Source organism: Saprospiraceae bacterium (genome assembly GCA_016709995.1).
Taxonomy (GTDB): Bacteria; Bacteroidota; Bacteroidia; order Chitinophagales; family Saprospiraceae; genus JADJLQ01.
This window is the reverse complement of record JADJLQ010000001.1, coordinates 2,337,960-2,350,216: the sequence shown is the minus strand read 5'-3', so window position 1 is coordinate 2,350,216 and position 12,257 is coordinate 2,337,960. Positions and strand designations below refer to the sequence as shown.

Genomic DNA, 12,257 nt, shown 5'->3' with positions numbered 1-12,257 from the left:
GTATGTTAATATCGAGATATCCATGCAGTTTGGATTCCGCTAATTAACTTTGTTCAAAATGTTTTTAGAGCCAAACTTTAAAGGTCAGCGCAGCGGATGGATTGAAGTCATCTGTGGATCTATGTTTTCAGGTAAGACCGAAGAATTGATTCGAAGAATGCGAAGAGCAAAGATTGCTAATCAAAAAGTGGTCATTTTTAAACCTTTGAGTGATATACGGTATGATGAGAAAAATGTAGTTTCTCATGATTTTAATACCATTGAGTCAGTCCCCATCAGATCTTCCAAAGACATCAGCAGACAAGTAAGTGGTATCGAAGTAGTCGGAATAGACGAAGCCCAGTTTTTTGATATGGACCTTCCTGAAGTCTGCCAGCAGATTGCATTAAGGGGTATCCGGGTGATCATAGCAGGGTTAGATATGGACTATCTCGGAAGGCCTTTTGGTCCGATACCCAATCTGCTTGCTATAGCTGAATACATTACCAAAGTACATGCCATCTGTCCACATTGTGGCAATCTTGCGACACATTCTTATAGACTTACTGATGAAACGGATACGGTGGTTTTAGGTGAAAAAGACAAATATGAGCCCCGCTGTCGTACCTGCTATCATATGGGCAATATCCTTAATTTTCAACGATAAGGTCCTTAAATCAATGTACACGCTTTCCTCAGCCTCCTCCCCGTATTATTTTCTAATTTTGCATTTGCAAACTCACTTAAATATATAAATGACTGCTATTCGTATTCGCTCTGCCTTAGTATCTGTATATCACAAAGATGGCCTGGATGACATATTGCACATGATGGAAGCATTGGATGTCAAGATCTACTCTACCGGCGGCACCCATCAGTTCATTCAAAGTCTTGGCATAGATGTAGTCAGTGTCGAAGAATTGACTGGATTCGCCTCCATTCTGGATGGAAGAGTAAAGACCTTACACCCAAAAGTGTTTGGTGGTATATTGGCTCGAAGGGACGAAGGCCATCTGGCGCAATTAGTGGCCCAGGATATTCCCGAGATAGATCTGGTCATCGTCGATCTGTATCCATTTGAAGAAACGGTCAGACAAACTTCCGTTGAAAAAGAAATCATTGAAAAAATTGATATCGGAGGGATCTCACTGATCAGGGCTGCTGCCAAAAATTATAAAGATGTAGTGATCGTGCCTTCTAGGGCAGACTATGCTTACTTATCTGACTTATTAAAGCAAAATAAAGGTTTGACAGAGCTTGAAGAACGCAGATATCTTGCTGCCAGGGCCTTCCAGGTGTCTTCTCATTATGATACGCAAATATTTAATTATTTTAATCAGCAGGATAATTTGATCGAACAATTTCAGGAGACCGCCCCATTGGATTTTAAATTGCGTTATGGTGAAAATCCTCATCAAAGTGCTTCCTATTTTGGACATCTCTCGGGATTACTCACCCGTATCCAGGGAAAAGACTTGTCTTATAATAATTTAGTAGATATTGACGCTGCTGTATGGCTGATGAAGGATATGAAAAGTTTTGGCCATTCTATTGCGATTCTCAAGCATACAAATGTCTGCGGATTGGCATCAAGAAGCACTATCCTTGAAGCATGGCAGGATGCATTGGCGGGCGATCCGGTCTCCGCTTTTGGTGGCGTGATCATATCAAGCATAGAAATAGATAGTGCCACCGCTTTAGAAATCGACAAGCTGTTTTATGAAGTGTTGATCGCGCCGTCATTTTCAGTAGAAGCGCTACAGATCCTGCAGAGGAAGAAAAATCGAATCCTGCTCAAGCTTCAATATTGGCCAGAACAAAAATGGCAATTCAAAAACCTGTTGGAAGGTATCATCCGACAGGAAAAAGACAACCATGTCATTGAAGTGCAGGATTTGAAGTGTGTCACGACCGCTACTTCTAATCAAGAAAAATTAGAAGACCTTGTATATGCCACAAGGATCGTCAAGCACCTCAAATCAAATGCCATCGCCATCGTTCATCACAAACAATTGATTGGTATGGGTTGTGGTCAGACTTCCAGAGTTGATGCTTTGGAGCAGGCCATCAAAAAGGCGCATCACTTTAATTTTTCAGCTCGTCTGCCGCTCAGTAGCATGGCCTCCGAAGCATTTTTCCCTTTTCCGGACTGCGTGGAGATCGCAGACAAAGAAGGCGTCAGATCTATCGCTCAACCTGGAGGATCCGTCAAAGATCAGGAAAGTATAACTTATTGTGAGCAGCACTCAGTCGCTATGTATCTCACCGGCATCAGGCATTTTAAACATTGATGCATGAGGGTCGGTCACTTTTTGTGTATAGATGTAGGTAATAGCCGTACCAAAATTGCAATATTCAAAAAGGAACGCCCAATATATAAGGATACACTTGATACATTGGATCTGGTGGCTCTTCAGGGGCTATTCGACCGATTTCCCATCTCACATTCTATACTTTGCCAGGTTAAAAATGTTAAGAAACCCATTAAAGATTACTTAAGAAAACATTCTGTTTATAAAGAAATGGGGCTACATCTTAAGCTCCCGGTAACTATAATGTATCGACCACCTGAGTCTTTGGGCAAAGACAGGCTGGCCGCAGTTTGTGGCGCTGTACGTTTATATCCCGATCAAGATATGCTGATCATCGGTATTGGCACCTGTATTACGTATGATTTTGTCAATGCAAAATCTTGTTACCTGGGTGGTAGTATTTCGCCAGGACTTGATATGAGGCTCAAAGCGATGCATGCTTTTACGGCTAGACTGCCCCTGGTTGAATCAAGACTAGATGTAGGTCTGACCGCAAAGGATACAGTGGCATCCCTTCAGTCAGGAGCTGTATGGGGCATTCAATCCGAATTAGCTGGTATCATTGGTCTTTATTTATCAAAATATCCGGATATCCAGGTCATCTTATGCGGTGGCGGAGCCAAATTTTATAAAAATCGACTTAAAAAAACGATATTTGCGCTCCCAAATCTGGTTACTCTGGGCTTAAATGGGATCTTAATATTAAATGTACAAAATACTTAGCATCGTTATAGTTTTGATCTCTGCTTGTTTTAGTGGAGCTATAGCACAAGAAAAACCGAGAGAATTTTCTCCGTATTCAAGGTTTGGTATTGGCGATTTGGCCGATCCTCATTTTGGTGCAGTCAGTCATCTTGGAGGAATTGCAGCTGCTTTCACTGATCGCAATCAACTTAATGCTGACAATCCGGCTTCTTTAGGTGCTCTGCGCAGCACTGCCTTTGAAGTAGGGGTAAGTACCAAATATACTACGCTATCCTCAGGTGATCAACGAACACGTTTTTTTGGAGGGGGACTCGATTATCTTGCACTGGGCCTACCTTTGTACAATCCCATCAATGATTTGCTTAATCGCAATCGGCGCAATCTGCACATCGGCACTATGTTTGTCCTGAAACCTTATAGCTTCGTTGGTTATGATATCAGCCAGATAGATAGTATTGCAGGGACTGGGTCCTACCAAAGAAAGTATATTGGCAATGGAGGTACCTATGAATTCAAATGGTCTAATGGCTTTGAGTATAAACAGTTCTCCGGAGGTATAGGGCTAGGCTATTTGTTTGGTAAAATGACTTATAAACGTGAGTTAGATTTGCTGTCTGTCCCCTTACCATACACCACGATATTTCTCAACGAAATCTCTATGCGAGGTGTAAAATGGAATGCCGGTATTCAATATAAGGTGAATCTTAAAAAGTTAGCAGAAGGAGAAGTAGAGTCTTCCCGGTACCTTTCTGTCGGTATTTATGGTCAGTCAGCTCAAGATTTTAAAACTACCAGTAATGAGATCTATCGAAGAGAACTTATAGTAACTTCCACTGCGGGCATAGTAGACACTGTTCGAAATGTTACTGATCAACCTGGGACAGGTGTTTTACCGGGCGAAATCCATGCGGGTTTTTATTACAACGATAAATATAAATTACAGTTCGGGGGACAATATAGTCTTGTCTCCTGGTCAAAATATAAGAACTCCGCCAAACCGGAAATTTTGCAAAATGCGTCCCATATTTCTTTTGGGGCGGCCTATTGCCCGGACATTGAGTCCCTGGACAATTTTTTAAAACGAGTGACCTATAGAGTTGGATTTAGATTTGGCAATGATCCAAGGTCTTTCCAGAACGAACAAGTTAAAGACTTTTCTGTAACTTTTGGGGCTGGTGTCCCGTTTGTATACCAAAGAAAAGTGTCTTTTGTTAACTTTGCCGTCGAAATGGGAAACATTGGTTTAAAGGATAATTTGAAAAGCAAATATGTTCAGCTTAAATTAGGGTTTACTTTAAACGACGACGAATGGTTTTTGAAAAGTAAGTATAATTAAAACTTTAAATTAAATATATCAAACGAAAATGAAAAACTCTTTGTATTTACCATTGTTTTTTGCTTTTATAGCTCTGGTGGCTGATGCAAATGCTCAATCTTGCTCTACTTGGAATAATTCACCTAAAAAGGATGAGGCTGAGACTGCACATACTTTGTACCGGGATGCCTTAAAAGCTGGAAAATTTTTAGAAGCAATGCCTAATTGGGAAAAAGCATTTAGTATTGCTCCGGCGGCCGATGGCAATCGTGATTGGCATTATTCTGACGGGATCCTCATCTACAAATCCATTTTTGAAAAAGAAACTGACGCTGCTAAAAAAGAAGCTGCTGTACAAAAGATCCACCAACTTTATGCAGGTATGATTGATTGTTATAATGCCAAAGTCATCAAGATTGCCGGCTGTAATGATGAAAACTGCCTCAAACAAAAAATCTCTGACATCAAAGCCCAGGAAGCTTACGATATGTATTATTCACTCCGTTCTCCTTACAAAGATCTCCTCAAAGTATTGGACGAAAGTGCTGCTCTTGGAGGTAAAAATGCATTATACACCATTATCACTCCATATGCTGATGTAGCGGTGTATCAGTTTTTGAATAAAGAATTGTCTAAAGAAGCTACCCGGGATATATACAATAAGGTCAATGAGATTGGAGAATACAATATCGCCAATAACAAAAAATATTCTTCCTACTACAAAGACGCATTGACATATGCCAATGCCAAATTTGGAGAGATTGAAGACTATATATTCGATTGTGAATATTTTAAAGAAAAATTGATTCCAGAGTATCAAAAAGACGCCGAAAGCCATGAAGTCATAAAAGATGTATTCAATAGGCTTTCGTCAAAAGGTTGTGGTGCTGAAGATCCTCTTATGATTGAATTAAAAACCAAGTTTGAGAAAATCGTAGCGGAGGAAAATGCTAAAAGAAAAGCTGAGTTCGAAGCCAACAATCCGGTCTATATGGCTCAGAAGCTGATGGATGCAGGCGATTTTAATGGCGCAATAGAAAAATACAAAGAAGCTGTAGATTCAGCTGAAAACAACAGTGAAAAAGGTGAGTTAGTTTTATCTATTGCTTCCATCCAATACCGCAAACTTGGCCAACCTGGTGCCGCCAGGGAAACAGCCAGAAGAGCGGCTGGTTTAAAGCCCAACTGGGGAGCACCTTATTTACTTATTGGAGACATGTATGTAGGTGGTGCCAATAATTGTGGAGATGCATGGGTCACCAGCCTTGCGATCCTGGCCGCTATAGACAAATACCAATACGCCAAAGCTACTGATCCTTCTATGAGCGATGATGCGAATGCCAGAATCGGTCGTATCTCTGCATACATGCCTGACAAGGCTGAGGGATTTATGAAAGGAATGAAAGAAGGAGCGAGTTTGAATGTGCCTTGCTGGATTGGCGAGACTGTAAGGTTGAGATACAAGTCTTAAGCCAGCTAGTTTAAAATATCATAAAAAGAGAGCCTCATCAGATATAGTGGGGCTTTTTTGTTTGGAGGCATGAGTCGTATGGTAAGGGTTAGATCTCTAGGTTTGACTTGTATTATTGATTCTCGTTGAATAACTGTTAGGGTTTTACTTGGATTTACACCAAAAACTAAGACGAAATCATCATTATAGGTGAGCTTTTGTATTTTTACAGCCTATCCAATTCAGATCATTCGAAATTTGACCACCATGACTCGATTATTTTTGATCACATGCAGCCTTATATTCATAGCATCCTGTTCGCCAAAATCCAGCTTGCCTGCACCTGAGGCTTCCGTGCCCCAGCCGGGATCTCAGACTATAGACATGAGCAATTTAAGTCCGTGCCCTAATTGGCTCACTTTACCTAACCAGGACGATGTCACCAGTGAATACATATTATATCGGGATGCCATTAAAGCAAATAATTATACCAAAGCTTTTGAAGGCTGGAAAAAAGTATTTGCAGTAGCTCCGGCAGCTGACGGCAAAAGATCTACGGTCTTCGATGACGGGATAAGGATCTATACCAAATTTTTCGAAGAAGCCCATGATACTACCTTAAAAAGAGATTATGTCAATAAGGTGCTGGATTTGTATGACCAGATTGCCAAATGTTACCCTACAGGGGCCAATGTCGATGCTCAAAAAGCATTTCAATATTATTATTCATTTCCCGGATATGCCAGCGATGATTCCATTTTTGCGTTATTTAGAAAGGCTTTGGATAAAGATGGATTGAAAGCGGATTATTTTATCCTCAACCCATTCACAGCCTTATTGATTCAACAATTTTTGGAAAGCAAAATTACCCTTGCTGAGACTCAAAAGTATGCTACTCAGGTGCGGCAAATCCTGGAAAATGGACTCAAAAACTGCAAGACTCCCAAAGAATGTGACCCCTGGAACGCTATCAATGATTATGTGCCAGCCCGCCTGGCCGATATGGAAGGAGTGGAAGATTTTTATGATTGTGCTTATTACAAAAACAAATATTTTAAAGATTTTGAAGCTGCTCCTGCAGACTGTGATGCCATCAACACGACCTTTGGTCGACTCCGATGGGCCAAATGTCCGGACACGGATGAAGGTATACTTGCCCTGAAGGCTGCAAGGGACCTTAATTGTAAGCCAGCAGTCGTCGAAGTAAAACAATCTTCGATGAGCAAAGCCATTGAAGTATTAAATGATGGAAATTATAGGCAAGCGATAGAGTTGTTCAAAACAGCGATCGATGAAACGGAAGACAATAATCGCAAAGCTGAATTGAGCATGATCATCTCAAGAATTTATTATGGCAACCTGAGAAATTTCCCTGAATCCCGACGATGGTCTTTGGTGGCTGCCAATCTTAAGCCAGGATGGGGAGAACCCTATATCAACATTGGCAAACTATACGCTTCCAGTGGTCCCTTATGTGGCCCTGGCCGAGGATATGAAAGCCAGATGGTAGTGTGGCCAGCCATAGATAAGTGGAACTATGCTAAGTCAATCGATCCTTCCTCAGCTAGCGAAGCCAACAAACTCATCAATCAATACAATCAGTATATGCCCACCAGGGAGGATATTTTTCAACGGGTGATTGAACCGGGTTCGACCATCAAGGTCGGTTGCTGGATCCAGGAAACTACTATTGTCAGGACTATTAAGTAAAATTAGACCGGCTGTCCTATCGAACTATTGATATGTGTTTTTAACTCATGCATGGATGGAACTCCCGACACTCTCCATTGTAATTTTCCTTTGCGAAAGATCATGAGGGTAGGGACCGCCTGCACCTGATATTTATCAGCCAGCGTTCGGTTTTTGTCGATGTCGATCTTATATATCTTGATCTTATCGTCAAATTCTTCTTTGACTTTCTCAAGCATGGGCGCCATCATTTTACAAGGACCACACCATTCAGCATGAAAGTCGATGATGACAGGAATGTCCTGAGCGATTAATTGTATGAATTGCATAATAATTTGTCAACGAATATTATGTGCATGAAGTTCTCCGGATAAAAGAAGATTTTTGCATTCAAATTTTATTAACATGTTAAAAAATAGCCTCATCATTTTCTTAGCCATTTTGACAATCTCTTGTCAGAATAAAAAAACTGAAACAATTATGGAAACTCCATCCAATACTCCTTCTACTGCTCCTGCTGCGGCCACTCAGGCTCCTGAAGCGGATATATGGGCCAGCGAATTAGGTGCTAAATTAAAATCGGGATTGATCGCATCTCCTGTTACTCAAGCAGATAAAGATCAGAACATCCTGTTGGAATATGCAGCTAAAAACAACCTGGATGTGACGAGGACAGCCTCAGGATTGTATTATGTGGTGGAGAAAGAGGGTAGCGGTACCCCACCGACCATCAAAGACAGAGCTTCTGTTCATTATCGTGGGTATTTTCTCGATGGCAGAGAATTTGACTCTTCCTATAAAAGAAATGCTCCTTATGATACTGAACTCACTGCAGTCATCAAAGGTTGGACTGAGGCCCTTCAATTGATGAAGCCGGGTGCAAAATTGAAAATATTGGTACCATCCGGTCTTGCCTATGGCGAAAGAGGTTTTCCTGGAGCTATTCCGCCCAATTCCGTAATGGCGTTTGATATGGAACTTGTCAAAGTATTGAAATAAGATCTTGAGAAAAATAGGCCATAAAAAAAGCCTGGGTGCATGCACTCAGGCTTTTTTTATGGCTATTAGGTTTTAAAACCGATTATTTGTAAGCAGCAGTAATCTTTTCAGCCAATTCCAAGCCGATAGCAGACTGCGCTTCAGCGGTTGAGCCACCGATATGAGGGCTGACTGAGATAAGTGGATTAGACAATATAGCCGCACTAGGAGTAGGCTCATTGATAAATGCGTCCACACCCGCCCCGCCTAAATGGCCCGATTGTAGGGATTCAACCAATGCCTCTTCATCGATCACTCCACCGCGGGCTGTGTTGATGATACAGGCACCTTTTTTCATTTTGGCCATTTCTTCTTTGCCTAATATTGGCTTTTGACTGGAAGGTACGTGCAAAGAAATATAATCTGACTCAGTCAGCAAGGTTTCCATAGAGGAGGTAGGTAATTCAAGTGACATTTCATGGCTGCCTATGGATATTTTTAAAGTTGCAGACGAAATCAATGGGTCTACTGCAACGACCTTCATCCCTATTCCCAGGGCCATTTTGGCCAATTCCTGTCCTATCCTGCCAAAGCCAATGATACCTAATGTTTTGCCAGCCAATTGAGTGCCAGCTGAATATTTTTTCTTTAAAGCCCCAAAATCAGCACCATCTTTTCTCATTTGGTCATTTGACAGCTGTAACATTCTGCTCAGGGAAAACATATGCGCCAAAGCCAATTCCGCTACAGCCCTGGAGGAGGCATTAGGAGTATTGATGACCTGGATACCTTTGCTACGGGCATACTCAACATCTATATTGTCCATTCCTACACCTCCACGAGCGACGATCTTGATATTGGGACAAGCGTCTATAAGTTCTTTTCTTACTTTGGTAGCACTGCGTACGATAAGAATTTCGTAATCCTTTAAAGCCTGAACAAGGTCTGCTTGATCTACCTTAGCTGTCACGACTTCAAAACCTGCTGCTTCCAAAGCCAACTTGCCATCAATCTCTATGCCATCATTGGCTAATACTCTTTTATGCATATGTTTTTACTTTTTAGGAATGCAAATAACGAGTTATTTAAGCAAAACCAAAAATCATAATTTTGCCCAATCAGTGATATCTAAACCTATTTCAATGCCTCGGGTATTTTGATTTTATTTTCGCATTCCTGCAGTTTGAGTTTGAGGTCAAGGTTTTCCTTGATGAGTGCGTTGAGTTCCTGGTCTTTGATGCTGATCGTGGATTTGTAATTGGTTATTTCAGCTTCTGTCGCAGCAGGCAAAGATGGTGTAGTGGAGGTAGTTGCATTAGGAGTGGAAGATTTCTCGATATCCGTACCCAAACCTATAGTGGTTTTTGCTTTTGAGAAAAAATTCTTTATGTTTTGGACACCATCCTGGCCGTTATAATAAGAAGCTCCCAGGTATGCCAATGGTGCTAATATAACAATAAAAAGAACAAATCTAAAGCAACCGGTGGTTTTATATGATCTTGCCATAATGATATGATTTATTGATATTCACAAAATTAAGGTGCGTCAAGGCTCAGCAAACTATAAAATCTATCAAATTATAATATTCAACGACAGATAAAGCTTTTAAGATATTTTACTCCATCCCGGGTCATTAATATGTTCTTTAACCAGGTAGTCTAATAAAAGTGAATTTTCAGGATGTTTGAGCGCAGGATCATGCTCCAGTATTTTGATCAGAAGATTTTGTACATCTTGGAGTATACCTAGATCCGATGAGAGATTGACCAATTTAAATTCAATGCCGCCACTCTGCCGGGTTCCCTCTATTTCACCAGGCCCTCTCAGCTCAAGATCGACTTCGGCGATCTTAAACCCGTCGGTGGTGTCACACATTGTTTTTATTCTTTTCCTTGCGGTCTCGGATTGTTTATATCCCGTCATCAATATACAAAATGATTGATCGGCTCCTCTGCCAACTCTACCTCGCAGTTGATGCAACTGGGACAGACCAAAGCGCTCAGCATTTTCAATCACCATGACACTGGCGTTGGGTACATCGACACCCACTTCTATGACCGTGGTGGCGACCAGGATATTCGTTTTTCCCTGGCTAAATCTCACCATCTCTGTGTCCTTGTCATTCGATTTCATGCGTCCATGAAGTATACTGATTTGATAAGCTGGCCTAGGGAAATGAAACAAAAGAGACTCATAACCGTTCTGAAGATCTTTGAGATCCAGTTTTTCAGATTCATCGATCAACGGGTACACGATATATACCTGTCTTCCTTTTTGAATTTGGTCTCGTAGAAATTGATGGACCTGTGGGCGGCTTTTTTCATTGAATTGCATGGTTTTAATGGGTTTCCTGCCGGGAGGTAATTGATCTATGACACTTATATCAAGATCTCCATAATATACCATACTCAATGTCCGGGGAATGGGAGTAGCTGTCATCACCAGGATATGAGGTAAAACAGTTTGGTTTTTCTGCCATAGATTGGCTCTTTGCGCTACTCCAAAGCGATGTTGTTCGTCTATGACTGCCAGGCCAAGATTGCTAAATTGCACAGGTTCCTCCAATAAAGCATGAGTGCCTATCAGAATCTTCAGTTCTCCTTCTACCAATGACTGAAGCACTGCTTTTCTTTTATTGCCTTTAATGCTGCCAGTCAATAAACCTATTTGAATGCCTAGTCCCGACAACGCCTTCCCTATAGATACAAAATGCTGCTGAGCGAGTATTTCGGTAGGCGCCATGAGACAAGCCTGGTATCCATTGTCCAATGCAAGTAACATGACCATCAAAGCGACTATCGTCTTACCGGAGCCCACATCTCCTTGCAAAAGCCTATTCATTTGAATTCCGCCCCCAGTATCATTCCTGATTTCTTTGATTACCCGTTTCTGTGCATTGGTCAGTTCGAATTGGAGATGTTGATGGAAAAACTCATTAAATAATTGACCTACTACCTTGAAGATCGGCCCTTTAGCATGTTGCTTGCGATAAGATTTGTTTGAGAGCAGTTTTAATTGTTGAAAAAATAGTTCTTCAAATTTTATTCTCAGTATGGCCTGATCTAGCTCCATATTAGAAGATGGCAGGTGAATCCATTTTAAGGATTCACTGCTGCCACAAAGCTTGAACCGTTGGATAATATAAGCTGGAAGCGTTTCCGGGAAAGCATTGGCAGGTAATTTTTCAAATAGCCCAGCGATACTTTTGCGTCGCATTCTCGAGTCAAGTCCTTTAGCATTTAATTTTTCTGTGCTGTTGTAGACTGGTTCGAGACCCGGTAGTCGTTTGATATCCTTCACCAGCTCCATTTCCGGATGTGCCATAGAAAATGCATAGCCACTTCGATTGGCTTTGCCATAGATAAGATACTCTTCGCCGGGTATAAGCGATTTCTCCAGCCAGGCTGCACCTTGAAACCAAACCAATTGAATAGTGCCTGATCCATCGGTTAGGTTAGCATTAATCCTTTTTTGATATTTAGGACCTGACAAAGTGAGGTTGCTTAATCTGCCTTTTATTTGGACTGCAGCTCCATCTTCCTGGAGTTGGCTGATTTTGGTCACTATAGATCTGTCAATATACCTGAATGGAAACGCAAATAACAGGTCTCTGAAAGTAAAAATATTTAACTCTGTCTGTAATAAGGCTGCCTTGGCAGGTCCCACGCCTTTAAGATATTCAATGGGGCTGTCGAGGTAATCTACTGTAAATCGCACGAATAGTACTTTGTTTTTCTCACACAAGTATAGCGGATAAGTGTGAAGATAAAAATTGTGGTTTCAGTGAGCTGTCGATTGGTATGAAATTTTAGACGGATAGTGAGTATAA

At 41.2% G+C, this 12,257-nt stretch carries 11 protein-coding genes; 7 read left to right on the top strand and 4 right to left on the bottom strand.

Annotation, left to right across the window (positions count from 1 at the left end):
* Window positions 1-58 precede the first annotated feature (58 nt).
* The 6 genes from IPJ09_09945 (at window position 59) to IPJ09_09920 (ending at window position 7,471) form a co-directional block, all read left to right on the top strand.
* Complete coding sequence (locus IPJ09_09945; protein MBK7371744.1) at window positions 59-646, top strand: thymidine kinase; 588 nt, start codon at window positions 59-61, stop codon at window positions 644-646.
* 88 nt (window positions 647-734) lie between these two features.
* The gene (gene purH / locus IPJ09_09940; GenBank protein MBK7371743.1) at window positions 735-2,270 is read left to right on the top strand and encodes a bifunctional phosphoribosylaminoimidazolecarboxamide formyltransferase/IMP cyclohydrolase; all 1,536 of its coding nucleotides are present in this window, start codon (window positions 735-737) and stop codon (window positions 2,268-2,270) included.
* 3 nt (window positions 2,271-2,273) lie between these two features.
* Window positions 2,274-3,014, top strand: a complete 741-nt coding sequence (locus IPJ09_09935) for a type III pantothenate kinase (GenBank protein ID MBK7371742.1) — start codon at window positions 2,274-2,276, stop codon at window positions 3,012-3,014.
* Window positions 2,998-4,332, top strand: a complete 1,335-nt coding sequence (locus IPJ09_09930) for a hypothetical protein (GenBank protein ID MBK7371741.1) — start codon at window positions 2,998-3,000, stop codon at window positions 4,330-4,332. Before IPJ09_09935 ends, IPJ09_09930 begins: the two co-directional genes overlap by 17 nt.
* Before the next feature lie 28 nt (window positions 4,333-4,360).
* A complete protein-coding gene (locus IPJ09_09925) occupies window positions 4,361-5,782 on the top strand; it encodes a hypothetical protein (GenBank protein MBK7371740.1) in 1,422 nt (473 codons plus the stop codon).
* Between the two features lie 246 nt (window positions 5,783-6,028).
* Window positions 6,029-7,471, top strand: a complete 1,443-nt coding sequence (locus tag IPJ09_09920) for a hypothetical protein (protein MBK7371739.1) — start codon at window positions 6,029-6,031, stop codon at window positions 7,469-7,471.
* Between the two features lie 2 nt (window positions 7,472-7,473).
* On the opposite strand, the gene trxA is transcribed toward IPJ09_09920, so the two are convergent.
* Complete coding sequence (gene trxA, locus IPJ09_09915) at window positions 7,474-7,779, bottom strand: thioredoxin (protein MBK7371738.1); 306 nt, start codon at window positions 7,777-7,779, stop codon at window positions 7,474-7,476.
* Window positions 7,780-7,930: 151 nt separating this feature from the next.
* On the opposite strand from trxA, the gene IPJ09_09910 reads away from it, so the two are divergent.
* The gene (locus IPJ09_09910; GenBank protein MBK7371737.1) at window positions 7,931-8,449 is read left to right on the top strand and encodes an FKBP-type peptidyl-prolyl cis-trans isomerase; all 519 of its coding nucleotides are present in this window, start codon (window positions 7,931-7,933) and stop codon (window positions 8,447-8,449) included.
* A gap of 82 nt (window positions 8,450-8,531) precedes the next feature.
* Here the strand turns inward: IPJ09_09910 and IPJ09_09905 are convergent, their stop codons facing one another.
* The 3 genes from IPJ09_09905 to recG form a co-directional block, all read right to left on the bottom strand.
* Window positions 8,532-9,476 (bottom strand): D-2-hydroxyacid dehydrogenase, encoded by a 945-nt coding sequence (locus IPJ09_09905; protein ID MBK7371736.1) that lies wholly within the window; start codon window positions 9,474-9,476, stop codon window positions 8,532-8,534.
* Window positions 9,477-9,562: 86 nt separating this feature from the next.
* Entirely contained in the window at window positions 9,563-9,934 is a 372-nt protein-coding gene (locus IPJ09_09900) for a hypothetical protein (protein MBK7371735.1), read from the bottom strand.
* 99 nt (window positions 9,935-10,033) lie between these two features.
* Window positions 10,034-12,145: an ATP-dependent DNA helicase RecG gene (recG, locus tag IPJ09_09895; GenBank protein MBK7371734.1), complete on the bottom strand. Its 2,112-nt coding sequence runs from the start codon at window positions 12,143-12,145 to the stop codon at window positions 10,034-10,036.
* Window positions 12,146-12,257: the final 112 nt, after the last annotated feature.

Coding starts and splice junctions, on each gene's coding strand:
- purH (MBK7371743.1), top strand. CDS start 735: ATGACTGCTATTCGTATTCGCTCTGCCTTAGTATCTGTATATCACAAA.
- IPJ09_09930 (MBK7371741.1), top strand. CDS start 2,998: ATGTACAAAATACTTAGCATCGTTATAGTTTTGATCTCTGCTTGTTTT.
- IPJ09_09945 (MBK7371744.1), top strand. CDS start 59: ATGTTTTTAGAGCCAAACTTTAAAGGTCAGCGCAGCGGATGGATTGAA.
- IPJ09_09920 (MBK7371739.1), top strand. CDS start 6,029: ATGACTCGATTATTTTTGATCACATGCAGCCTTATATTCATAGCATCC.
- trxA (MBK7371738.1), bottom strand. CDS start 7,779: ATGCAATTCATACAATTAATCGCTCAGGACATTCCTGTCATCATCGAC.
- IPJ09_09925 (MBK7371740.1), top strand. CDS start 4,361: ATGAAAAACTCTTTGTATTTACCATTGTTTTTTGCTTTTATAGCTCTG.
- IPJ09_09935 (MBK7371742.1), top strand. CDS start 2,274: ATGAGGGTCGGTCACTTTTTGTGTATAGATGTAGGTAATAGCCGTACC.
- IPJ09_09900 (MBK7371735.1), bottom strand. CDS start 9,934: ATGGCAAGATCATATAAAACCACCGGTTGCTTTAGATTTGTTCTTTTT.
- IPJ09_09910 (MBK7371737.1), top strand. CDS start 7,931: ATGGAAACTCCATCCAATACTCCTTCTACTGCTCCTGCTGCGGCCACT.
- IPJ09_09905 (MBK7371736.1), bottom strand. CDS start 9,476: ATGCATAAAAGAGTATTAGCCAATGATGGCATAGAGATTGATGGCAAG.